This window comes from Arthrobacter sp. Soil_C_49, from assembly GCF_057656635.1.
Window position 1 is genome coordinate 359793 of record NZ_JBDGJZ010000004.1, and the last position, 23336, is coordinate 383128.

General features: G+C 67.0%; 18 protein-coding genes. 4 read left to right on the plus strand and 14 right to left on the minus strand.

The features are described from left to right. Window positions 1–4: 4 nt before the first annotated feature. On the minus strand, window positions 5–1768 hold the full coding sequence (locus tag AC3A4Z_RS09785) for a phospho-sugar mutase (RefSeq protein ID WP_498711404.1): 1764 nt from the start codon (window positions 1766–1768) through the stop codon (window positions 5–7). Window positions 1769–1870: 102 nt separating this feature from the next. After that, the gene (locus AC3A4Z_RS09790) at window positions 1871–2689 is read right to left on the minus strand and encodes a purine-nucleoside phosphorylase (protein WP_498711405.1); all 819 of its coding nucleotides are present in this window, start codon (window positions 2687–2689) and stop codon (window positions 1871–1873) included. Between the two features lie 105 nt (window positions 2690–2794). Between AC3A4Z_RS09790 and AC3A4Z_RS09795 the strand changes: the two genes are divergently transcribed. Together AC3A4Z_RS09795 and AC3A4Z_RS09800 are read left to right on the plus strand one after the other, a co-directional pair. After that, window positions 2795–4210 (plus strand): NAD(P)H-quinone dehydrogenase, encoded by a 1416-nt coding sequence (locus tag AC3A4Z_RS09795; RefSeq protein WP_498711406.1) that lies wholly within the window; start codon window positions 2795–2797, stop codon window positions 4208–4210. A gap of 151 nt (window positions 4211–4361) precedes the next feature. Further along, a complete protein-coding gene (locus tag AC3A4Z_RS09800; protein WP_498711407.1) occupies window positions 4362–4547 on the plus strand; it encodes a PspC domain-containing protein in 186 nt (61 codons plus the stop codon). A 40-nt stretch (window positions 4548–4587) separates the two neighbouring features. Here the strand turns inward: AC3A4Z_RS09800 and AC3A4Z_RS09805 are convergent, their stop codons facing one another. From AC3A4Z_RS09805 to AC3A4Z_RS09815, 3 genes are read right to left on the minus strand one after another with little or no spacing between them, the layout of a single operon-like run. After that, window positions 4588–6144 (minus strand): FAD-dependent oxidoreductase, encoded by a 1557-nt coding sequence (locus AC3A4Z_RS09805; protein WP_498711408.1) that lies wholly within the window; start codon window positions 6142–6144, stop codon window positions 4588–4590. Further along, window positions 6141–8360: a molybdopterin oxidoreductase family protein gene (locus tag AC3A4Z_RS09810; RefSeq protein WP_498711409.1), complete on the minus strand. Its 2220-nt coding sequence runs from the start codon at window positions 8358–8360 to the stop codon at window positions 6141–6143. The genes AC3A4Z_RS09805 and AC3A4Z_RS09810 overlap by 4 nt, the downstream gene beginning before the upstream one ends. A gap of 1 nt (window position 8361) precedes the next feature. Then, window positions 8362–9831 (minus strand): MFS transporter, encoded by a 1470-nt coding sequence (locus AC3A4Z_RS09815; protein ID WP_498711410.1) that lies wholly within the window; start codon window positions 9829–9831, stop codon window positions 8362–8364. A 275-nt stretch (window positions 9832–10106) separates the two neighbouring features. Between AC3A4Z_RS09815 and AC3A4Z_RS09820 the strand changes: the two genes are divergently transcribed. Then, window positions 10107–11519, plus strand: coding sequence for an MFS transporter (locus tag AC3A4Z_RS09820; protein ID WP_498711411.1), 1413 nt, complete (start codon window positions 10107–10109; stop codon window positions 11517–11519). Between the two features lie 140 nt (window positions 11520–11659). Here the strand turns inward: AC3A4Z_RS09820 and AC3A4Z_RS09825 are convergent, their stop codons facing one another. The 6 genes from AC3A4Z_RS09825 to AC3A4Z_RS09850 form a co-directional block, all read right to left on the minus strand. Beyond that, on the minus strand, window positions 11660–12391 hold the full coding sequence (locus AC3A4Z_RS09825; RefSeq protein WP_498711412.1) for a glutamine amidotransferase: 732 nt from the start codon (window positions 12389–12391) through the stop codon (window positions 11660–11662). Window positions 12392–12473: 82 nt separating this feature from the next. After that, the gene (locus AC3A4Z_RS09830; protein ID WP_498711413.1) at window positions 12474–12914 is read right to left on the minus strand and encodes a YybH family protein; all 441 of its coding nucleotides are present in this window, start codon (window positions 12912–12914) and stop codon (window positions 12474–12476) included. A gap of 15 nt (window positions 12915–12929) precedes the next feature. After that, complete coding sequence (locus AC3A4Z_RS09835; RefSeq protein ID WP_498711414.1) at window positions 12930–14741, minus strand: acetyl/propionyl/methylcrotonyl-CoA carboxylase subunit alpha; 1812 nt, start codon at window positions 14739–14741, stop codon at window positions 12930–12932. Between the two features lie 129 nt (window positions 14742–14870). After that, window positions 14871–15515 (minus strand): Maf family protein, encoded by a 645-nt coding sequence (locus AC3A4Z_RS09840; protein ID WP_498711415.1) that lies wholly within the window; start codon window positions 15513–15515, stop codon window positions 14871–14873. Between the two features lie 9 nt (window positions 15516–15524). Further along, on the minus strand, window positions 15525–18044 hold the full coding sequence (locus AC3A4Z_RS09845) for an MMPL family transporter (RefSeq protein WP_498711416.1): 2520 nt from the start codon (window positions 18042–18044) through the stop codon (window positions 15525–15527). A gap of 18 nt (window positions 18045–18062) precedes the next feature. Then, the gene (locus AC3A4Z_RS09850; protein WP_498711417.1) at window positions 18063–18758 is read right to left on the minus strand and encodes a TetR/AcrR family transcriptional regulator; all 696 of its coding nucleotides are present in this window, start codon (window positions 18756–18758) and stop codon (window positions 18063–18065) included. A 176-nt stretch (window positions 18759–18934) separates the two neighbouring features. Here AC3A4Z_RS09850 and AC3A4Z_RS09855 point away from each other — a divergent pair, with 176 nt between their 5' ends. Beyond that, on the plus strand, window positions 18935–19492 hold the full coding sequence (locus AC3A4Z_RS09855; protein ID WP_498711418.1) for a hypothetical protein: 558 nt from the start codon (window positions 18935–18937) through the stop codon (window positions 19490–19492). A 94-nt stretch (window positions 19493–19586) separates the two neighbouring features. Here the strand turns inward: AC3A4Z_RS09855 and AC3A4Z_RS09860 are convergent, their stop codons facing one another. The 3 genes from AC3A4Z_RS09860 to AC3A4Z_RS09870 all read right to left on the minus strand — a co-directional run bounded on the left by AC3A4Z_RS09860 (window position 19587) and on the right by AC3A4Z_RS09870 (window position 23267). Next, entirely contained in the window at window positions 19587–21020 is a 1434-nt protein-coding gene (locus AC3A4Z_RS09860) for a cation:dicarboxylate symporter family transporter (RefSeq protein WP_493970432.1), read from the minus strand. Between the two features lie 260 nt (window positions 21021–21280). After that, window positions 21281–22966 carry a DUF885 domain-containing protein gene (locus AC3A4Z_RS09865; RefSeq protein ID WP_498711419.1) on the minus strand — a complete coding sequence of 562 codons (1686 nt, stop codon included), beginning with the start codon at window positions 22964–22966 and terminating at the stop codon, window positions 21281–21283. 58 nt (window positions 22967–23024) lie between these two features. Then, window positions 23025–23267: an acyl-CoA carboxylase subunit epsilon gene (locus AC3A4Z_RS09870; protein ID WP_498711434.1), complete on the minus strand. Its 243-nt coding sequence runs from the start codon at window positions 23265–23267 to the stop codon at window positions 23025–23027. Between the last annotated feature and the right edge of the window lie 69 nt (window positions 23268–23336).

The following is a 23336-nucleotide window of genomic DNA, read 5'->3' on the forward strand; positions in this document are numbered from 1 at the left end:
CCTGCTACAGCCCCAGTGCCTCGCTGACGTCCCGGAGTACTGCGTCCAGCGCGGCCCGCACGGCCTGCCTGGCTTCCGGCAGTTCGGCTGCGGACCCAACCTGGTGGATCACCTCGAGGTAACACTTGAGCTTGGGCTCGGTGCCGCTGGGCCTGATGATCACCCTGGTGAGGTCGCGGGTGAGGTACAGGAGCCCGTCGGTGGGAGGAAGCTTGTCAGTCCCTTCGGCCAGGTCGGTGAAAACCTCCACGGCGGATGAGCCGAAGGATTCGGGAGGGCTCACCCGGAGCCGGTTCATCATGGCATCCAGCAGGCCCAGGTCGGCCACCCTGATGCTGAGCTGGTCGCTGGCGTGCAGGCCGTGCTGCAGGTACAGCTCGTCCAGGGTGTCAAAGACGGTTTTCCCGTCAGCCTTCGCCGCGGCCGCGAGTTCCGCGATCAGCACCGCGGCCGAGATGCCGTCCTTGTCCTTCACCAGTTCCGGCGCGACGCAGTAGCCCAGCGCCTCCTCGTAGCCGTACAGCAGTCCCGGGACGCGCGAAATCCACTTGAATCCGGTCAGCGTCTCCTCATGCGCGTAACCGGCTGCCGCCGCGATCCGGGCCAGCAGCCGCGAGGACACAATCGAGTTGGCGAACACCCCCTCGCTGCTGGCGGCGGCACTTCCGCCGCCCGCCTTTTCGTCCGCCGCGGCCAGCCGCGCCGCCACGTGGGCGCCGAGCAGCGCACCCACTTCGTCCCCCCGGAGCATGCGCCAGGCACCCGTGTCAGGGTCCTTCGCCGCAACTGCCGCCCGGTCGGCGTCGGGATCATTGGCAATAACAATGTCCGCGTCCAGCCGCCCGGCCGTTTCCACGGCCAGGTCCAGCGCCCCTGGTTCCTCCGGGTTCGGGAAACTGACCGTGGGAAAGTCCGGGTCCGGCTGGGCCTGTTCCGCCACCAGCGTGACGTCGGTGAAACCGGCCGCGTTCAGCACGGCCAGCGCAGTTTCGCCGCCGACGCCGTGCATCGGGGTGAGCACGATGCGCAGGTCCCGGGCGGGAAAGTACTCAGGGAGGGCCAGCCCGGCCGTTGCCTGCTGGTAGCCGGCGGCCACGGACGCGTCGAGCACCGTCCAGCCCCCGGGGGCAAGGGCAATGGTGTCGAGCGGGCCAACGGCGTTGATCCTCGCCGCGATTTCGGCGTCATAAGGTGCCACGATCTGGGCCCCGTTGCCGCTGTCCGTTACGGCGTGGCGGCCCAGATAGACCTTGTAGCCGTTGTCCTGGGGCGGGTTGTGGCTGGCGGTGACCATCACGCCGCCGTCGCATCCCAGTTCCCGGACGGCATAGGCCAGCAGGGGAGTGGGCAGCGCCGAGGGCATCAGGAACGTCTCAATACCCGCCGCCGTGAAGATCGCCGCAGTTTCCGCAGCGAAGATGTCCGAGTTGTACCGGGCGTCATAGCCGACGACGGCGCGCGGCCGGGTTCCCGGGGACGCTCCGGCCACCGCACGGAGCAGGAAGTCCGCCAGCCCGGCAGCAGCGCGCCTCACCACCACGCGGTTCATCCGGTTGGGGCCGGGCCCCAGCGCCGCGCGGAGCCCGGCTGTGCCGAACTGCAGCGTTCCGCGGAAGCTGTCTTCGAGTTCCTGGCGGGCGGCCGGCGATCCCTCTTCGACCAGCCGGACCAGCTCAAGGAGGGCCGCCGATGTCTCGGGATCGGGGTCTTGGGCAGCCCATTCGCGGGCTTCGGTGAGCAGGCGGAAATCGGCATCGGAAGACGTCATGGGCACAAACCTATCGTCATTGCTCCCTCACTTCTCGCAACGCGGGGTCAGATGCAGCCCAAAGAACGCGACGGATGGGGCCTGAAGTGACCCCGCGTTGCTTTAGAGTTTGGCGATGATTTCTGCGAGCAGTTTGGAGATCCGCGGGCCCGCTGCCTGCCCTGACTCAATGACTTCCTGGTGGCTGAGCGGCTGTGGGCTGATGCCCGCAGCAAGGTTGGTGACCAGGGAGATGCCGAACACTTCCATACCCGCGTGCCGCCCCGCGATCGCTTCCAGGGCGGTGGACATTCCCACCAGGTGGGCGCCGATGCGCTTGGCGTACTGGACCTCGGCGGGGGTCTCGTAGTGCGGGCCGGGGAACTGTGCATAGACGCCTTCGTCCAGCGTTGCGTCCACTTCCCGGGCGATCCCGCGGATCCGGGCCGAGTAGAGATCTGTCAGGTCAACAAATGTGGCGCCCTCCAGCGGTGAGGCCGCGGTGAGGTTTATGTGATCACTGATCAGCACCGGAGTGCCCGGCGCCCAGTCTTCGTTCAGGCCGCCGCAGCCGTTGGTGAGGACCAGGGTGCTGCACCCGGCGGCGGCCGCGGCCCTGATCCCGTGGACTACGGCGCGGACGCCCTTGCCCTCGTAGTAGTGGGTGCGGGCACCCAGCACCAGGGCGCGCTTGCCCTCCTTGGTCAGCACCGAACGGATGGTGCCAACATGGCCTGCCACTGCCGGAGCGTGGAACCCGGGGACTTCTTCGGCCGAGAGGGTGGCTGTGGTCTCGCCGATGAGGTCGGCCGCTTCAGCCCAGCCGGAACCGAGTACCAGGGCCACGTCATGGCTGTCCACGCCCGTTTCCTCGGCAATGTAGTCGGCGGCGGCGCGTGCGGCAGCGAAGGGATCCGTGTTCAGGAAGTCTGTTGTACTCACTGGTACAAGTTATCCTGCCGCTCCTGTTGGGCCCAGCCTTTGGCGGTTTTCGCCAGAGAACGGTTTCTTTGGCGGACCGGCGGGGATGCGGGACAATGATTGTTTGTGACTACGCATCCAGATTTCAGTTCACCCCGGATCGCAATCCTGGGAGGTGGTCCGGGCGGATATGAGGCCGCCATGGTGGCCGCCTCGCTTGGAGCGCAGGTCACCATCATCGAGCGCGCCGGGATCGGCGGCTCCGCCGTGCTGACCGACGTCGTCCCGTCCAAGACCCTGATCGCCACCGCGGACCTGATGACCCGCGTGGCCGAGGCGGGGGAGCTGGGCGTGAAGTTCGACGTCGACGGCGGCGACTTCGTGCCGGTGATGCGCGCAGACCTCAAGCACATCAACGACCGCCTCCTCAACCTGGCGCGCAGCCAGTCGAAGGACATCTCCGACGGCCTGGCACAGCAGGGTGTGCGCATCCTGGCCGGATCCGGCCGCCTCCTGGACGACCACACCATTGAGGTGGTCACTGCCGAGGGCACTGAAACGGTGGAGGCCGACACCATCCTGCTGGCAGTCGGTGCCCACCCGCGCGAGCTGCCCACTGCCCGGCCCGACGGTGAGCGGATCCTGAACTGGACCCAGATCTACAACCTGGACGAACTTCCCGAAGACCTGATCGTGGTGGGCTCCGGCGTGACCGGAGCGGAGTTTGCGTCCGCCTACAACGGCCTCGGTTCCAAAGTCACCCTGGTTTCCAGCCGTGACCGGGTGCTGCCCGGCTCGGACGTGGACGCGGCCGTGGTTCTCGAGGAGGTTTTCGAACGCCGTGGCGTTCGGGTGCTGTCGCGGTCCCGCGCCGAGCAGGTGGAGCGCACGGACGACGGCGTGGTGGTCACCCTCAGTGACGGGTCCAAGGTGACCGGCAGCCATTGCCTGCTGTGCCTGGGCTCCATCCCGAACACCGCCGGTATCGGGCTGGAAGAAGCCGGCGTTGCGGTCAGCGAGAGCGGCCACATCAAGGTGGACGGTGTCTCCCGGACCACCGCTCCGAACATTTATGCCGCCGGCGACTGCACCGGTGTCCTGCCGCTGGCTTCCGTGGCGGCCATGCAGGGCCGGATTGCCGTTGCGCACTTCATGGGTGATGCCGTTACCCCGCTCAAGCTGCACCAGGTGGCATCCAACATTTTCACCTCACCCGAGATCGCCAACGTGGGCGTGTCCGAGGCCGAGATCGACTCGGGCAAGTACCAGGGCGACGTGGTGAAGCTCTCGCTCCGCAGCAATGCACGGGCCAAGATGCGCAACAACAAAGACGGCTTTGTAAAGATTTTCGCCCGGAAGGGCTCCGGAACGGTGATCGGTGGCGTAGTGGTGGGTCCCAACGCTTCCGAGTTGATCTTCCCGATCTCCATCGCCGTCAAGCAGAAGCTGCACGTGGACGACGTCGCCAGCACCTTCACCGTATACCCGTCCCTCACGGGCTCGATCTCCGAGGCTGCGCGCCGGCTGCACGTCCATATGTAGCACCTGCAGCAGCAGGAAAGCTGTACCGGCGGGAGTCTGGACCCCGCCGGGAAGTGCTGCATAGACTCCTCCCAGGACCGGCCGGGAATTTCATCGCGAAATTTTCCGGCCGTCCCTGCATCAGCAACCAACCCAAGGAGGAGTGGCAGACATGGCAACAGACCTCGTTCGGCCGCGCAGCGGCAAGATCATCGGCGGGGTCTGCGCGGCCCTGGCCGCCCGGTTCGGACTCCCGAAATTCCTGGTCCGGCTGGGCTTCGTGATCTTCGGCCTGGTGGGAGTCGGTGAGCTGGTCTACATTGCGCTGTGGATCCTGATCCCGAAGGCGCCGGTGTAAGCCGTGGGCCACGGCCGGTTCCCTGGCCGGCCCCGGGATGTCAGGGGGCGACTGGGGAGAAGTGTTTCTCGATGAGCCCCTTGATGTCCTCGTGGCAACCGCCGCAGCCGGTGCCGGCCCGGGTGGCTTTGGAAACCTCGGCCACCGTTGAGCAACCTTCTTCCACGGCGCCCTGGATGGTTGCCCCGCTGACGCCGGCGCAGCGGCACACGGTGCCCTGTGGATCGGCGGCCGCCCCGGGCAGCTGGTCCGGCCCGTCCAGGCGCAGCAGCAGGGACCTGTCCGCGGGCAGTTCCGCTCCGCGTTCGAAGAGACCCACCAGCTCCGCAGCCGTGCGCGGCATGCCCACAGCCACGAGTCCCTCCAGGACCCCGCCGCGGGTGGTCATCTTGACGTAGCGGCCGTGCTCCGGGTCCGCCCACTGCGCAATCTGCAGCCGGGCGCGGCCGTTCCCTGCCCCGGCGGTGAGGACTTCCTCATCCCACGGCTCGGCCGCGTTGTTCCCGGCCACGGCCATGTTCATACCCCGCGCCTTGAGGACAACAACCCCTGCCTGCTCGGCGGGAAGCTCCGGAAGCGCTTCGGCTTCTGCCGGCGCCTCCGATGCCAGCAGGGTCAGATATTCGGCCAGCCACTCGGCCTGCCGCCAGCCCGGGCCCACCAGCCCGGACGGGCCCTTGGCGTTGCGGCACCGCGCGCAGTCCGGCTCGGGGCAGCGCACCTCGGCGCAGTCCCCGACGGCGAAGATATGCGGTTCGTGGTGCGCCCGCAGCCGGTGGTCCACCAGGATTCCGCTGGCGGTGGAAAGCCCGCAGCCTTCGGCCAGTTCGGTGCGGGGGCGGACACCGCAGGAGATGACCAGGAGGTCGCCGTCGATCGCTGACCCGTCATCGAGCAGCAAAGCCGAGAATCCGCCGTCGGCCGCGTTGTGCTCAACGCCGGTGGAGCGGGCGTTGCCGGCCATCCGCACGCCGCAGCGGCGCAGGCTGGCGGCGAGGACGGCGCCGCCGCCGCGGTCGATGTTGCGGCCCAGCGGGTGCGGCCCGTTGTGGACCACGGTGACGGTGGCGCCTTCTTCAGCCGCGGCCAGCGCAGTCTCCAGGCCCAGGACGCCGCCGCCCAGGACCACTACGCGCTTGCCGCCGTCCACCGCCTGGCGCAGCACCTCGGCGTCACGCAGGTCGCGAAGGGCTGTGACCCCGGCCGGCAGGACCGGCGAGGTGGGATCCGGGTTGATGCCGGTCAGGTTGGGAATCACGGGACGGGACCCGGTGGAGAACACCAAACGGTCGTAGCGGGCCACGGAGCCGTCGGTCAGCAGGACCTGCTGCCGTGCGCGGTCCACCCGGCGGACGCGGATGCCCAGCCGCACGTCCACGCCTTCTGCGGCCAGCGCGTCAGCATCAGCCAGCGCCAGGGCTTCTGCCGTGGTGCGCCCGACGCCCAGATCGGCCACCAGCACCCGGTTGTAGGCTGCTTCCGCTTCCGCGCCCACCACCGTGAGGTGCACCTGGCCGTCCCGGACGGCTGGCAGGAGCTCGTCAACCAGCCGGGCGGCCACCGGGCCGAATCCCACAATGACAATCTGCTCGCTCATGAGGCCTCCGTCGTTTGCAGCACGCTGGTTGACAGGGGGGTGGCGGCAGGCCGGACCCACACCTTGTTGAACTTGAACTCGGGCATTCCGGACGTGGGGTCCGTGGCCGCCTCCGTGAGGCGGTTGGCGCTCTCGAGTTCAGGAAAATGGAAGGGCAGGAACACTGTGTCCGTGCGGATCTCCGTGCTCAGCTCGGCCCGGCACAGCACCTCGCCGCGCTCGTTCGCCACAGAGACGAGCATTCCTTCGGTGATGCCCATCGAGGCTGCGGCGGCCGGATGGACCTGCAGTTTGGCCTCCGGCCGGGTTTCCAGCAGCTCGGCAACGCGGCGGGTCTGGGCGCCGGACTGGTAATGCTCCAGGAGGCGGCCGGTGATGAGCGTCATGGTCGTCGCGGCCGGATCAGGGTTGGCAGCAGGAGCACGACGGCGGCGGGGCGCCACCGGGACCATCACGGCTTTGCCGTCGGCGTGCGCGAAGGTTTCCCGGAACAGTCGCGGGGTTCCGGTGCTGCCTTTCGGGTACGGCCAGTAGGCGGCTTCGCCGCGGTCCAGCATGGCGTAGTCGATGCCTGAGTAGTCGGCCAGTCCGCCGGCGGAGGCCAGCCGGAGTTCCTCGAAGACCGTTTCCGGGTCCTCGCTGTAGGTGGACGGCGCCTCGAGGGCCTCGGCCAGCCGGGCCATGATCCACAATTCGCTCCGGGCGCCGGCCGGGGGCGTGAGGGCGCGGCGGCGGCGCAGTACCCGGCCTTCAAGGTTGGTGAGTGTGCCTTCCTCCTCGGCCCACTGGAGCACCGGAAGAATGAGGTCTGCCTCGGCGGCGGTCTCGGACATAAAGAAGTCGCAGACCACCAGGAAGTCCAGGCTGCGCAGTCCTTGAATCACGGCGTTGGCGTCGGGGGAGGCCACGGCGATATTGGAGGCGTGGACGAAAAGGCAACGGACGCCGTCGGGCTGTCCCAACGATTTGAGCAGCTGGACGGCCGGCAGTCCCGGCCCGGGAATCAGCTGCTCCGGGACACCCCAGACCCTTGCCACGTGCGCACGGGCGGCGGGGTCGGTGATCTTGCGGTAGCCGGGGAGCTGGTCGGCCTTCTGGCCGTGCTCGCGGCCGCCCTGGCCGTTGCCCTGGCCGGTGAGGGTACCGTAGCCGCTGCGGGCCGAACCCGGCAGGCCCAGCAGGAGGCTGAGGTTGATGGCAGCGGTGGCGGTATCGGTGCCGTCCACGTGCTGTTCCACGCCGCGGCCGGTGAGGATATAGCTGCCACCGGCCCGTGCGCCGGACGCGAGCCGGCGGGCGGTTTCGCGGATGAGTTCTGCGGGCACGCCGGTGATGGACTGGACGCGTTCGGGCCAGAAGGAGTTCACGCTGCGGACCACGGCGCTGTAGCCCGACGTGCGTTCTTCGATGTAGGCGGTGTCCACCAGGTTCTCGTGGATGACCACGTGGGAGATGCCCAGGAGGAGGGCGAGGTCGGTGCCCGGCAGGGGCTGGAGGTGCAGGCCGCCGCCGTCGGCCGTAAAAGCCGCCGTGGCGGAACGGCGCGGGTCCACCACAATCAGCCCGCCGGCGTCGCGCGTTCCCTTCAGGTGCTGGACGAAGGGAGGCATGGTTTCGGCAACATTGGAGCCCAGCATCAGGATGGTGCTGGCGGTGTCCAGGGCTTCGAGCGGGAACGGCAGGCCGCGGTCCACGCCGAAGGCGCGCATTCCGGCCGCCGCGGCGGAGGACATGCAGAAGCGTCCGTTGTAGTCGATACGGGAAGTCCCCAGGGCTAGCCGGGCAAACTTGCCCAGCATGTAGGCCTTTTCGTTGGTGAGGCCGCCGCCGCCGAAAACGCCCACGGCGTCACGGCCGTAGCGGGCCTGCGCGTCTTTCACCGCGCCGGCCGCGAGCTCCAGGGCCTGGTCCCAGCCGATGGGGCGGTGGACGCCGTCGGGCCCCTTGAGCAGGGGCTCGGTGATCCTGCCAGGGTGGTTCAGCAGCGTTGCGGAGGTCCAGCCTTTGCGGCACAGGCCGCCGCGGTTGGTGGGGAAGTCGCGTCCCTGGACGTCAAGGGGTGCGGCAGCGGGAGCCGCGGCGGGGGAATCCGCGGCCGGTGCGGACACGGGGACTGACCCCGGCTGGACGGCCGGGGTCAGTTCCGCTGGAGACGTGAGCGTCATGGCGCACTGCAAAGCGCAGTAAGGGCAGTGCGTGTCGGCGCTTTTGGTCATGTTAGACGTGTCCCATCGCATTTCGGTTGGCGTTGCGGATGTAGCAGAACCAGCAGACGGCCAGCATCAGGACGTAGGCTCCGACGAAGCCGTAGAATGCCGGGGTGTAGGAGCCGCTGGCCGTGTTGGAGACGTTCAGTACCTGCGGGATGACAAACCCGCCGTAGGCGCCGATGGCCGAGATCAGGCCGAGCGCCGAGGACGCGAGGCGCTGGGTGGCCACCGAGCTTGCCCCCTTGCGGGCGGCCCGGCTGGAGGTGGCGAAGATGACCGGGATCATCCGATAGGTGGCGCCGTTTCCGAACCCGCTGGCGGTGAAGAGCATCAGGAAGAGGACCAGGAACAGCCAGAAGTTCTTCAGCGGCAGGGTCCAGATCATGGTGAGGGTGATGACTGCCATGGAAGCGAAAGCGGCCACGGTCATCCGGGCACCGCCCATGCGGTCGGCCATGCGTCCGCCGTACGGCCGGGCCAGGGAGCCCACCAGCGGGCCGAGGAAGGCCAGCGACAGTGCCACGGTGCCCACTCCGATGGAGGAGAACGCGGGGAAGTAGTCCTTGATCAGCTTGGGGAACACACCGGCGAAGCCGATGAACGATCCGAAGGTGCCGATGTACAGCAGCGCCATGATCCACAGGTGCGGTTCCTTCAGGGCTGCCACGGATCCGGCGATGTCACCCTTGGCGCTGGTGAGGTTGTCCATGTACTTGAAGGCGCCAAAGGCTGCCACGAGGATGAACGGCACCCACATCCAGCCGGCCAGCGGCAGGTTTACGGTGCCCGCGGCGAGCAGGGTGATGGCAATCGGCACGGCGAGCTGCGCGACGGCGGCCCCCATGTTTCCGCCGGCGGCGTTCAGGCCCAGGGCCCAGCCCTTTTCGCGGGCGGGGTAGAAGAAGGTGATGTTGGCCATGGAGCTGGCGAAGTTGCCGCCGCCGAAACCGGCCAGGGCTGCCACCAGGAGCATCACGCCGAACGGTGTTTCCGGGTTGGAGACGCACAGCGCCAGGCCCGTGGTGGGGATCAGGAGCAGCAGCGCGGACACGATGGTCCAGTTCCGGCCGCCGAAGCGGGGGACCATAAAGGTGTAGGGGATGCGCAGGGTGGCGCCCACCAGGCTGGGCATGGAGATCAGCCAGAAGATTTCCGAAGTGGAGAAGGTGAAGCCTGCGGCGGGGAGCTGGACCACCACGATGGACCAGAGCTGCCACACAACGAAACCGAGGAATTCGGCGAAGATTGACCAATTGAGGTTGCGGCGGGCGATGGTGCGGCCGCCGGATTCCCACTGATCCTTGTTCTCGGCATCCCAGTTGGCGATCCAGCGGCCGGGGCGGAATTCAAGGGCGGGGGCAACGGTACTGCGGGTAGAGCCGGGCTGTGCGCTGGCGGATGCGTCTTCGGGCCTTGCGGTCTCGTCAAGATCAAGGGAATTGCCGGGGCCGGCATCAGCGGTGCGGTCAACAGTCACGGGGTACCTCCTTCGGGGGATGTTGTTCCTCCAAGGTAGGTAAGGCGCGTTTCACAGACCGACGCGGTGTGTTAACGGGCTGTCACATTTGCCTATCGGAGCCTTTTGGGGACCGTTAGGCTTGGGGGAGCCCTCAAAAATGAGACGCACCGCACAAGTCCGGATAGTGGACCTTTCGTCCATTGACTGGACCGCGGGAACTAAGATTGAACTCTAACTATTTCAAACCGGACCCCTACGCGTGGTCCGCCAGGTTTCCATGAAAGCGTTTACCTATGTCTTCCACCGATACCTCCACGGTGCCCGGATCCCCGCGGCCGGTGAACTCACGCGGGCGCGTGATCGTTGCCAGCCTGATCGGCACCACGGTTGAGTTCTACGACTTCTACGTTTATGCCACCGCTGCCGTGCTGGTGTTCCCGCAGTTGTTCTTCCCCAACCAGAACGAAACAACCCAGCTGCTGAGCTCGTTTGCAGTTTTCGGTGTGGCCTTTGTGGCCCGCCCGCTGGGATCCATCATCTTCGGCCACTTCGGCGACAAGTTCGGCCGCAAGGGCACCCTGGTGGCCTCCCTGCTGACCATGGGCATCGCCACCTTCCTGATCGGCTGCCTGCCCACGGCGCTGGTGCCGGGCTGGGAATTCCTGGCTCCTGCCCTGCTCGTGGTGATGCGCTTCGCCCAGGGGCTCGCCCTCGGTGGCGAGTGGAGCGGTGCCGCGCTGCTGGCCACCGAAAACGCACCGGCCAACAAGCGCGCCATCTACGGCACCTTCCCGCAGCTGGGCGCACCCATCGGCTTCATCATCGCCAACGTTATCTTCCTGGTGTTCAGCTACGCGCTGAGCCCGGCTGACTTCCAGGCCTGGGGCTGGCGCGTGCCGTTCCTGCTCAGCGCAGTCATGGTGATCATTGGCCTCTACGTCCGGCTCAAGCTGATTGAGACCCCCGCTTTCACCAAGGTGCTGGAGTCCAACGAGGTGGCAAAGCTGCCCCTGGGCCGGGTCTTCAAGACCAGCTGGCGCCAGCTGATCCTGGGCACGTTCATCATGCTGGCCACGTACGTACTCTTCTACCTGATGACCACGTTCACCCTGACGTTCGGCACCCGTCCCTCGAGCCTCGAGGCCGCCAGGGCCGCGGCGGAGAAGGCCGGCAAGCCGATGTCCGAGGCGGCAGCCGCGGCGTTCGTTCCCGGCCTGGGCTACACCCGCAACGACTTCCTGTGGATGCTGATTGCCGGCGTCGTCTTCTTCGGCATCTTCACACTGGTTTCCGGACCGCTGGCCGAGAAGTATGGCCGGCGCAAGATGCTCATCGCCGTCACGGCGGGGATCTTCGTCTTCGGCCTGTTGTTCGTCCCGCTGTTCAGCGGCGGATTCGTGGGCACCATGGCCCTGCTTATCATCGGTTTCTCGCTGATGGGCCTCACGTTCGGTCCCATGGGTGCGCTGCTGCCTGAGCTGTTCCCCACGAACGTCCGCTACACAGGGTCTGCCGTGAGCTACAACTTCTCGAGCATCCTCGGCGCTGCCGTGGCCCCGTTCATCGCTGTGGCACTGTGGGAACTCGCGGACGGCAGCCCGGTGCTGGTGGGTGTTTACCTGACGGCCATGGCCGTGCTGACCCTCATTGCGCTTTTCGTCAGCAAGGAAACCCGGGACCTGGACTACGAGAACAACGTGGCCTGAGTCCGCGGGCTGTTCCTTCCAGCCCGGTTGGCGGCAGAGGCGCCCGGCATAATCCCCGTAAGTGTGGCGGATTGTGCCGGGCGCCTTTCTGCTTCTGCGGGAGTAACCGGGCGGGAGCGCACGACGGCGGGCTGCCGCGGCTAGCGTGCGTAGCGGGCCACGAAGTTCTTGAGGATGTTCATGGGTTCGGTGACGGTAAACCGCCGTGCGCTTTCCATCAGGTCTTCTGCGGACTCCGGCGGGAAGTAGCCCGCATGGCGGTAGATGTCGATGCGGGTGCAAAGGCCTTCGGCGTCCAGCTCGGGGTGGAACTGGGTGGCGTACAGGTTCTGCCGGATGCGGAACATCTGCACCGGGCAGGCCGCCGACCCCGCCAGGAGCACGGCCTGCGGCGGCAGGACGGTGCAGGCTTCCTTGTGGCCGGTGAAGGCGGTGAACCTGCGTGGCATCCCGCTGAGCACGGGGTCCTCCAGGCCGGCGTCAGTGAGTTCGATTTCCGCCGCGCCCAGCGGCTCGCCGTAGGTCCTGTCGATGACGGCGCCCTGGTGTGTCCCCAGCGTTCCTACCCCGTAGCAGGCGCCCAGGAAGGGGAAGTCGCGGGCCACCAGCTCGTCCAGGAGCCCGGCCAGCTCACGTTCCACGCGGTGCTGCGTGGGCGTCTTGTGCTCCGGCGGGTCGCTGGAGGTGAACGGGCTGCCGCCCACTATTACCCCCGAATAGGAGGACAGGTCCAGCTCGGGCAGGGGAGCGGCTTCCAGCCTGATGCGCCGCAGGCCCGAGGGCTCCAGGCCGCCGTACCTCAGGTAGGCGGCATATTCGTCCTCGGCTGCGGCGTCCTCGGCACGTGATGCAAGGAGCAGGAAAGGCAACATGTGCTAAGTGTGCCTTTTTCGCACTGGCCTGTCAGCCTCCCGGCACGGCTCATCGTCCCGTTGGTACAGCCGGACAGCCCCGTCAGCTGCTGGCGGGCTGGCTCAGCGACCGGCGGGACTGGGGACGGGCAGCCGGGTCTGCGTGCCGGTGCACCAGCTTCCAGTACCCTTCCTCGCGCCGGAAGACGCTGGTCACGCGCAGCGCGAATTCCTCCGCAGCGCCGGCGCCGTCCAGGCGGGCACGGAAATGTTCCGTTTCCACCAGGAAGGCGGTGTCCCGGGCGGTGTAGGAGCTGACAGTGTCAAACCCCAGCAACTCGCCGTCCTGGAACTGGCGTGCCGCCTGGTCCAGCCGGGCTTCCACCTGCGCCCATCCGCGGGCAATGCCGCCGAACGGGTTGGCGAGGGTCACGTCATCGAGCCGCGAGTACAGCTCCTTGACCGGTTCCGGGTTGCCCCGGGTGATTTCGGGGACGGCAAGGTGGTAGCGGTCCACTTCTTCTTCAAAGCTGGGTGCGAGCACGGGGAACCTCCGGCGCTAGTCTTCGATGGTGGCGATGACGGCGCCTGCTGACACCGTTTCACCGGCGGTTGCGGTGAGGCCGGTGATGGTTCCGGAACGGTGCGCCGTCAGCGGCTGCTCCATCTTCATTGCTTCCAGGACCACCACAAGGTCACCTTCGGCCACCACGTCACCGTTGGCAACGGCAACCTTGACGATGGTGCCCTGCATGGGAGAGGTCAGGGCATTGCCCGTGGCCGCAGCAGTGCCGCCGGAACGGGAGCGTTTCTTCAACTTGCCCGGCTTGGCCGTGGCGCCGGCAGCGCCAACAGCCACGGAACCGAGCGATGCCGGCAGGACCACTTCAAGCCGCTTGCCGCCCACCTCAACCACCACGCGCTGCCGGTCTTCGGCCGGGGCCTCAGTGCCTGCGCCGTCGGGGGTCCAAGCCGGGAGGTTGTTGACGAACTCGGTCTCGATCCAGCGGGTGTGGACCCGGAACGGGCCCTCGGCTGGCGCGAACGCGGGGTCCGAGACCACTGCGAGGTCGAACGGGATCACGGTGGGGATGCCCTCCACCACCATCTCCTCGAGGGCGCGGCGGGCCCGCTGCAGGGCCTGCGGCCGGCTGGCTCCGGTGACGATGAGCTTGGAGAGCATGGAGTCGAAATTGCCGCTGATGACATCGCCTTGTTCCACGCCGGAATCGATGCGGACGCCGGGGCCGGTGGGGTTTTTCAGGACCCGGAGGGTGCCGGGGGCGGGCAGGAAGTTACGGCCCGGGTCTTCGCCGGTGATCCGGAATTCGAAGGAGTGCCCGCGTACTTCGGGATCGTCGTAGCCGAGTTCCTCGCCGCGTGCCAGCCGGAACTGTTCGCGCACCAGGTCGATGCCGGTGACTTCCTCGGACACACAGTGCTCCACCTGCAGGCGGGTATTGACCTCGAGGAAGGAGATGGTGCCGTCCTGGCCTACGAGGAATTCGCAGGTGCCGGCGCCGAGGTAGCCGGCCTCTTTGAGGATGGCCTTGGAGGATTCGTAGAGCCGGCGGTTCTGGTCTTCGGTGAGGAAGGGAGCGGGGGCTTCTTCCACGAGTTTCTGGTTGCGGCGCTGCAGCGAGCAGTCACGGGTGGAGACCACCACCACGTTGCCGTACGCGTCCGCCAGGCACTGGGTCTCCACGTGGCGGGGCGCATCCAGGAACCGTTCGATGAAGCACTCGCCGCGGCCGAAGGCGGCGGTGGCTTCACGGACGGCCGATTCGTACAGTTCGGGGATCTCGTCCCGGGTGCGCGCCACCTTGATGCCGCGGCCGCCACCACCGAAAGCGGCCTTGATGGCCACGGGCAGCCCGTGCTGGTCCACGAAGTCGAGGATTTCCTCGGCGGATTCCACGGGATCGGCAGTGCCGGGGACGAGGGGTGCGCCGACTTTTTCCGCGATGTGCCGGGCCTGCACCTTGTCGCCAAGGGCGGAGATAGCCTCGGGGGAGGGGCCGATCCAGGTGATGCCGGCTTCAATCACGCGGGCAGCGAACTGGGCGTTCTCGGCCAGGAAGCCGTAACCGGGGTGGATTGCGTCGGCTCCGGACTGGCGGGCGGCGTCGATGATCTTGTCCATCACCAGGTAGGACTCCGCGGCGGTGTTCCCGCCCAGCGCGTAGGCCTCGTCAGCAAGGCGGACGTGCAGGGCATCCCGGTCCGCGTCGGCATAAACGGCAACCGAGGCGATCCCTTCATCACGGGCGGCGCGGATGATGCGCACCGCGATTTCGCCGCGGTTCGCGATCAGCACCTTTGTGAGGGTCGACTGCGTGGGATGTGCGGACTGCTCCAAATTTGCTGACAAGGCGTCTCCTTCTTTCCTTCAGGGAGCCTAGCGCGGTTTTGAGGGTTCCGCCGATATTACTTGCGGATTCCGCGTGTAAAGCGCCAAGGCTTTGTAGGGAAGCTACAAGAACAGCCGAAATCGGAGCCTTTAGGACGCCGGCCAGAGTTCGGTGATCCGGACCTGGGCCTGGGCGAGCAGGCTGCGCAGCGTGGACACCGAAAGTCCCACGACCGTGTGCGGATCGCCGTCGACCTTCCGGATGAAGGCGCCGCCCAGTCCGTCGATGGTGAAGGAGCCGGCGCAGTGCAGAGGCTCACCCGTGGCGATGTACGCGTCGATCTCTGCCGCGTCCATCTGGAGGAAGGAGACCTCTGCCGAGGCCACTGTCCCCAGGGTGGCACCCGTGCCCGGCGCGTCACCGCCGTCCGGCTCGGTATCGCGGCAGTCCACCAGCCAGTGCCCGGTGTGCAGCACCCCGGTGTTGCCGCTCATCCGGAGCATGCGTTCGCGGGCGACGTCGGCGGTGTACGGTTTGCCGTGCGCCTCGCCGTCGAACTCGAAAACGGAGTCGCAGCCAAGCACCAGCGCACCCTCTGCTTCGGGCAGGGCCGCGACAGCCTCGGCTTTGGCGCGTGCCAGCAGCAGGGCGGTGTCATGCGGATCGGTGACGCCGTACCGGGCCTGGACGGCGTCCTCGTCAACGTCCGAAACCAGCACCGTATGCCGGATGCCGGCCTCGGTGAGGAGCTTGGTGCGGGCGGGGGACTGGGAGGCAAGAATCAGGCGGACCACGGATTCAGCCTAGTGGACCAGTTCTTCGGATGCCTTGGCGGCAGGCCGGTTCAGCTGGGCGCCTTCCACATCGACGTCCGGCAGGATCCGGTCCAGCCAGCGCGGCAGCCACCAGGACCTCTCACCCAGCAGGTACATGACGGCCGGAACGATGGTCATGCGGACTACAAAGGCGTCAAGCAGCACACCGAACGCCATCGCGAAGCCCAGCGGCCGCACCATGGTGAGGTGGCTGAAGATGAAGCCGGCGAAGACGCTGACCATAATGATCGCGGCGGCCGTCACCACGGCGGCCGCGTGGCGGAAGCCCACCCTGACCGCCTGTTTCGCGGTGGAGCCGTGCATGTACGCCTCGCGCATGCCGGAGGCGATGAACACCTGGTAGTCCATGGCCAGGCCGAACAGCACGCCGATGAGGATGATCGGCAGGAAGCTCAGGACCGCGCCGGGGTTGGCGACGTCGAACACGCCGCCCAGCCAGCCCCACTGGTACACGGCCACCACGGCGCCGAACGCCGCGGCGAGGGAAAGCAGGAAGCCGCCGGTGGCGAGCAGCGGCACCACGATGGAGCGGAAGACCAGCAGGAGCAGGACCAGGGAAAGGCCGACGACGATAGCCAGGTAGGGCGGCAGGGCGTCGCCGAGCTTCGTGGAGACGTCCACGTTGCCGGCCGTCTGCCCCGTGAGGCCCATGGCCACGCCGTATTCGGACTGGATGTCCTCGTTCAGGCCGCGCAGTTCGGAAACCACCTGGACTGTGCTGGCGCTGGCGGGGCCTTCCTTGGGGATGACTTGGAAGACCGCGGTGCGCCGGTCCTCGCTGAGGGCGACGGGCACGGCGGCCACCACGTTGTCCACGGCGCGGAGCTTGTCCGCGACGTCGTACTGCAGGGCCTGCGCCTCGGCTTCGTCCAGGTTCGCCGGGAACTCGCCTACGGCAACAATCGGGCCGGTGACGCCTTCGCCGAAGCTCCGCGCGGTCAGGTCGTACGCCTGGTAGGCCTCTGACTCCACCGGTTCGGAGCCGCCGTCGGGCAGTGCCAGCTGCAGTTGGGTGGCAGGGAGCGCGAGCGTGCCCAGCAGGACTACACCGGCCAGGAGTGCCAGCACCGGGTGGCGGGTGACCAGCCCGCCCCAGCCGCGGGTGCTGCGCTCGCGGTCCTGGGCTTCATCGGCTGCCTCGTGGCCGGGTTCGGCGTTGTGTGCTTCTGCCTTGGCCCAGGCGCGCTTTGAGATGATGCGGCGGCCGATCAGGGACAGCATGGCCGGGGTCAGGGTGATGGCCACCAGCACAGCCACCGCCACGGTCCCGGCCGCGGCCAGGCCCATCACGGCGAGGAAGGGCAGGCCCGGCACCACCAGGGCGGCGAGGGCGATGATGACCGTGAGGCCGGCGAAGACCACGGCGTTGCCGGAGGTGCCGGTGGCGCGGGCCACCGATTCCTCCTGGGCCATGCCGGCAAGCAGTTGTGTGCGGTGCCGGTTGACGATGAACAGGGAGTAGTCGATCCCGACGGCGAGGCCCAGCATAAGCGCCAGCATGGGGGAGATGGAGCTCATGTCGAACAGCCCGGAGAGCGCGAACGTAATTCCGACGCCGACGCCAACACCCATGATCGCCATCAGCAGCGGCAGCCCGGCGGCAATCAGCGTGCCCAGCATGATGATCAGCACCAGGGCTGCCACGGCAATGCCGATGATCTCGGCGGCGCCGAAGAGCTCGGAGATGTCCTCGGTGATCTCCTTGCTGGCATAGGCGCTGACGCCGGCCGCCGACGTCTCGTGGGCGATGTCCTGCACCTGCTGGCGGACTTCCGGGCTCAGGCCGTTGATGGAGGTGTTGAACTGCACCTGCGCCACGGCGGCGCGTCCGTCTTCGGAAACAAAGCGGATGGCCGAGGACGCTTCTGCCTGGCGCTTGCCCAGCTCCAGCCTGGCCTTGCCGGCTTCCAGTTCCCGGGTTCCGGCGTCGAGCTTTGCCTGTCCGTCTGCCAGGGCCGCCTTCTGCTGGCCCAGCTGTGCCTCAATGAGTGCCGCGGGGGCACCGGCTGCTGCCAGCTGCTGCTCTGCTGCCGCCAGCTGTGCCGCCCCTGCCTCCAGCTGTGCGCGGGAGGCGTCCAGCTGTGCCCGGCCCGCGGCCAGTTGCTGCTCACCGTCGGTAATGGCCTGCCCCGCCTGGTCCACCTGTGCCTGGGTGGCAAACGGATCCACGGTGCCACGGACGCTGGACACTGATTCAAGCTTCTTCAGCGCGTCCGTGACGGCGGCGCGGCTCTCGGCGGTGAAACCGCCGTCGGGCGCTTCAAAAACGATGGTTGCCGTGCCTCCGGAGGCTGATGGGAGTTCTTCCTTCAGCTTGTCCGCAATGCGTTGGGTTTCGGTGCCGGGAATCTGGAAGTTGTTGGACAGCGTGCCGTGGAAGGCGGCAGCTGAACCGCCGACAGCCAGCAGGACCGCCAGCCAGAGCGAGATGACCAGCCAGCGCCGGCGGTAGGAGAACTTGCCCAGGCGGTAAAGGAACAGTGCCATAACAGGAAACCGATCTGATCAGGAGGAAACGGATGCGGAAGTAGCGGAACGGTGGGCAGGGCTGGTGGTGCCTGCGGTGAAACCGGAGCCCAGCAGCGCCATAGAGTCGATGAGCAGCTGCCGCAGCTCGGCGAGGGAAGCGGCGGAAAGGTCGGCACCGCGGCGCGTGAACCAGACCTCCAGGGCAGCCTTGCCACAGGAGATCACCGCACCGGCCAGTGCACGGACGTAGAGCTCGTCCACACCGTCGGCGCCGCCCGCCACCCGTTCCCGGGCGACGGCGATGATCTGTTCGGTGCAGTGCTCCCAGGCCTGCAGCTCCGAGTGCGACATCAGCGCGCTCTGCTGGGTGAGCGTAAACAGTTCGGCGAGCGGTGCCACGGTCATAGGGTCCGCGAGGGCCATCAGCGCGGCCTGTGCCGAGTGCAGGATCGGTTCGTCCGCAGGCCGGAGCCGGAACTGCTGGATGGCGTTGTCCAGAAACCCGTGGGTGACCGCAGCAAGGGCAGCATCGGTGCTGCCGAAATAGTTGAAGAAGGTCCGCCGGGAGATGCCTGCAGCATCCGCGATGTCCTCCACCGTGAAGTTTCCGGGCCCGCGGCTGCGCAGCAGTGACAAAGCGGCGTCCGTGATGGCCTGGCGGGTGGCGGCCTTGTTCAGCTCGCGCCGGGACGGGGTTGTTGCTTCTGCCGGGGTGTCGGTGGGAGTGCCCATAGCGGTTACACTACGTGCAAGTTTGCACGCTGGGCAAGTTTAGCGCCGCCAGCATTCACAGGAAGATGAAAGGTTTCCAACAGCTGTTCCAGAACTGCTCTCGCGATGCTTGGAATGTCCCGGGAGGGATGAACCATCAGCAGCCGTCACCGACGGCAGATCCAGGAGACAACAGAATGTCACGCACAAAGAAAATGACCCTTGGCCTGTCAGCCACGGCACTGGCCCTGGGTGCCGGGATCGGCGTTGCCGGCATGGCCTCCGCCACCACCACACCAACCCCCGCTCCCAGCGCAAGTTCCAGCGCTTCAGCAGACGGAAGCACCAGCACGGCCCCCGGCGGAATGGGCAGGCACGGCGGCCGCGGCGGTGAGCGGGGCATCGCCCAGGCGTCAGCGCTCGCGGAGAAGCTCGGCGTGGAGGAGGCGAAGGTGACGGAGGCCCTGCAAGCGTTCAGCGAGGCCAACAAGCCCACAACCCCGCCGGCTGACGGCGCAAAGCCGGACCAGGCCACCCGGGATGCCGCCCTGGCCAAATCCCTGGCCGGGTCCCTCGGGATAGAGGAGTCCAAGGTCACCGCCGCCTTGGAGGAGCTCCGTACCGAGAAGCAGGCAGAAAAGGCCGCTGCCTTGAAGACGCGGCTCGACCAGGCCGTGACTGACGGAAAGCTGACGCAGGCGGAAGCCGATGCGGTCACCAAGGCCGTGCAGAACGGGGTCATCGGCGGCCATTGACCCGGCTGTTAAACGCAGAAGAGGTCCCCGGGAAATTTCCCGGGGACCTCTTCGTACTGGCAGTTGTTACCGCCAGGGGTGAGCACAGGTCCCTTTAGGCCTTTGCGTCCGCCAGTTCACGCGACGTGGTGTCGGTGGAGGTTCCGTCGGACGGGGCGGCGTTGTCAACAGAGTCGTCGACAAACGGCGTGCCGTTGCGGGGTGCGTTGTACAGCTGCTCGTCCAGGATGCCCTGGCGCTTGGCCACGATGGTGGGCACCAGCGCCTGGCCGGCGACGTTCACCGCGGTGCGGCCCATGTCCAGGATGGGATCGATGGCCAGCAGGAGGCCGACGCCGGCCAGCGGCAGTCCCAGCGTGGAGAGCGTCAACGTCAGCATCACCACAGCGCCGGTGGTTCCGGCGGTTGCCGCGGAGCCCAGGACGGACACCAGTGCGATCAGCAGGTACTGGCTGAAGTCCAGCTGGATGCCGAAGAACTGGGCCACGAAGATCGCCGAGATCGCCGGGTAGATGGCGGCGCAGCCGTCCATCTTGGTGGTGGCGCCCAGCGGCACGGCGAAGGAGGCGTAAGCGCGGGGGACACCCAGGCTGCGTTCGGTGACACGCTGGGTCAGCGGCAGGGTGCCCACCGAGGACCGGGAGACGAAGGCCAGCTGGACGGCGGGCCAGACGCCGGAGAAGTACTGCTTGACGGACAGGCCGTGGCTGCGGACCAGGATGGGGTAGACCGCGAAGATGACCAGGGCCAGGCCCACGTAGATGGCGAAGGTGAACTTGCCCAGGGAGCCGATGGTGTCCCAGCCGTAGACTGCGACGGCGTTGCCGATGAGGCCGACGGTGCCCAGCGGTGCGATGCGGATGATCCACCAGAGGACCTTCTGGATGACGGCCAGTGCGGAGGCGTTCAGGTTCAGGAACGGCTCGGCAGCCTTGCCCACCTTGAGGGCGGCAACACCGACGGCGATGGCGATCACCAGGATCTGGAGCACGTTGAAGCTCACGGAGGTGGTGACGGCGCCTGATTCGGCAACGGTGGAGCTGGCGCCCAGGCCAAGGAAGTTCTTGGGGAACAGGCCGATGAGGAAGGACCACCAGTCACCGGACTTACCCGAGTACTTGGCTTCCTCGGTGATGCCGGTGTTGGCGCCGGGCTGCAGCAGGACGCCCAGTCCGATGCCTATCAGCACGGCGATCAGGGAAGTGATGGCGAACCACAGCAGGGTGTTCCAGGCGAGCTTGGCCGCATTGGACACCTGGCGGAGGTTGGAGATGGAGCTGACGACGGCAGTGAAAATGAGGGGCACCACGGCGGTCTGCAGCAGCGACACATAGCTGGAGCCGATGGTCTGCAGGGTGGCGCCGAGGCCGTTGGGGCTGGCTTTGGTGCTGCCGGTGTACTTGGCCAGCAGGCCGAGGCCAAGGCCGACGATCAGGGCGGCAATGATCTGGAAACCGAACGAGCCAGCCCACTTGGGGAACTGGAAGCCGGTCTTGGCGGATTCTGAGGGGCGGGTTTGAGTGCTCACCCGAATACGTTAGGGCGACATTCCATATCACGACGAACGAACATTGAGAAATATTACGCGCCGAAGATTCCGCGCGATGACACCGATCCGCATGAAATCAAGGGTTTCGCGGCGTTATGTTACTTATTCCCGGGCGGGGTGTGCTTAACATCTCGCCGAAGGAGGCAGCAAGGGGCCCCTCCGGCAGCGCGCGTCAAAGCGAGGAACGAGCAGCGCGCCGAGGAGGGTGCCCTTGGTGCCGGGGTGACCACCGGATGGAGTCAGGAAAGCAGTGCGCGCCTTAGGGTGTCCAGTCCTACCGAGCCGATGTTCAACGCCCTTGTGTGGAACTCCTTGAGGTCGAACCCTGGGCGGGCTTCGAGTTCGGCGCGGATCTGTTCCCAGAGGCGCTGGCCCACTTTGTAGGAGGGGGCCTGTCCCGGCCAGCCGAGATAGCGGGTGAACTCGAAGTTGAGTTGGCCTTCGCTGATGGGCAGGTTCTGTTTCAGGAAGTCATACCCTTTCTCGGGCGTCCAGGTGCCGGAGCCCCACCGTTCGGGGACCGGCAGTTCAAGGTGGACGCCGATGTCGAACACCACGCGGGCGGCCCTCATCCGCTGCATGTCCAGCATGCCCATGTGGTCACCGGGATCATTGAGGTAGCCCAGTTCCTGCATCAGTTTCTCGGCGTAGAGTGCCCAGCCTTCGCCATGGCCGGAGGTCCAGCACACGTTCCGCCGCCACTTGTTCAGCAGTTCGCGGCGATAGGTTGCAGTGGCCACCTGGAGGTGGTGGCCTGGGACCCCTTCATGGAAAACGGTGGTGGTTTCGGCCCAGGTAGTGAAGGTGTCCTCACCGGCGGGGACGGACCACCACATGCGTCCGGGGCGGCTGAAGTCGTCCGACGGACCGGTGTAGTAAATGCCGCCCTCGTCGGTGGGGGCGATGAGGCACTCCAGTTTTTTCATCACGTCCGGGATGTCGAAGTGGACCCCTGCGAGCTCTGCCACGGCCTTGTCCGAGAGTTCCTGCATCCACTCCCGCAGGGCCTCCTTGCCCTTTAGCTGGCGTGCGGGATCATTGTTGAGGATTTCCTTGGCCTCGTCGATGGTGGCGCCGGCTTTGATGGTGTGGGCCACCTGTTCCTGCTCGGTGATCAGGCGGTCCAGCTCTTTTACGCCCCAGGCGTAGGTTTCCTCCAGGTCCACGGTGGCGCCCAGGAAGGAGCGTGAGGCCAGGGCGTAGCGGGACCTTCCCACGGCGTCCTTTTCGGGCGCGGCGGGCAGAAGTTCCCGGCGGAGGAAATCCGCCAGCCCGGCGTAGGCGCTGCGGGCGGCGGCAGCACCGGCGTCGAGCTCTTCCCTAAGGCGGGCAGGCAGGGGGCCGACGGCGGTGGACGCTTCCGCTGCAAGCTTGGCGAAGAAGCCGTCCTCCGCCGCATATTTGGTGACCTGCTCGATAACGATCTTCACCTGGCGCGCGGCGGCCACGCGGCCGGCATCCCGGGCCAACCGGAGCGATTCTGTGTAGCCGGCGATGGCTGCTGGAACATTGAGTGCCCGGCCGGCAATGTGCTGCCAGTGCTGTTCCGTTTCATTGGGCATCAGGTCGAAGATGGCGCGGATGTCCTGGGCCGGGGAGGCGATGTTGTTCAGGTCTGCGTACTCCCAGCCGGAGGCATGGATCAGCAGCTGCAGGCCCAGCCGCTCCCGCATGGCGTCGAGGGTGACGGCGTCCACATCGTCCTCGGGCTCCAGCTCCTCAAGTTCTTCCAGGGTGTGGCGGGCAGCCTCGGCGAATTCCGCGATACCGGCGGGGGAGAAGTCCTGGTATTCGGTCTCGTGTCCGGGCACGCCAAGGGTGGTGGCGAACGACGGATTAAGCCTGATCAGCGTGTCCGTGTACTTGTCTGCGACGGCATCGATGCGGGTTTTCGGGCGGGCGGCAGGCGCGGTGTCTGTAGTCACCCCACGACACTAACCGTGCCCCCAGACTTCTGGAAGGAGGCTGGGGGCCGGAGAAATTTCAGCCGCGGCTTCGCTTCCATGCCCCAGGGCCGGGCGTGGGGGCGAGCCGAAGCTGCTGCCGGCGCACCCAGTGCCGGACGGATGGCTTGTTTTCAGGCTCCGGTTCGCCGCCGCCCAGGGAAAGGACGACGGCGGTCAGTGCCGCCAGTTCCTCGGCCGTCGGCTGGCCCTTCACTACGGACAGCAGCGGTGCAGCGGGCGCGTGGGTTTCGACAGGCTCAACATCGCCTGAAGGGCCCACGCCGGCGAGGGCCCCGGCTTGAGCTTGCGAAGGCTGGGAGCCGGTGGGGCCGTGCGAAGGGTGGGAGCC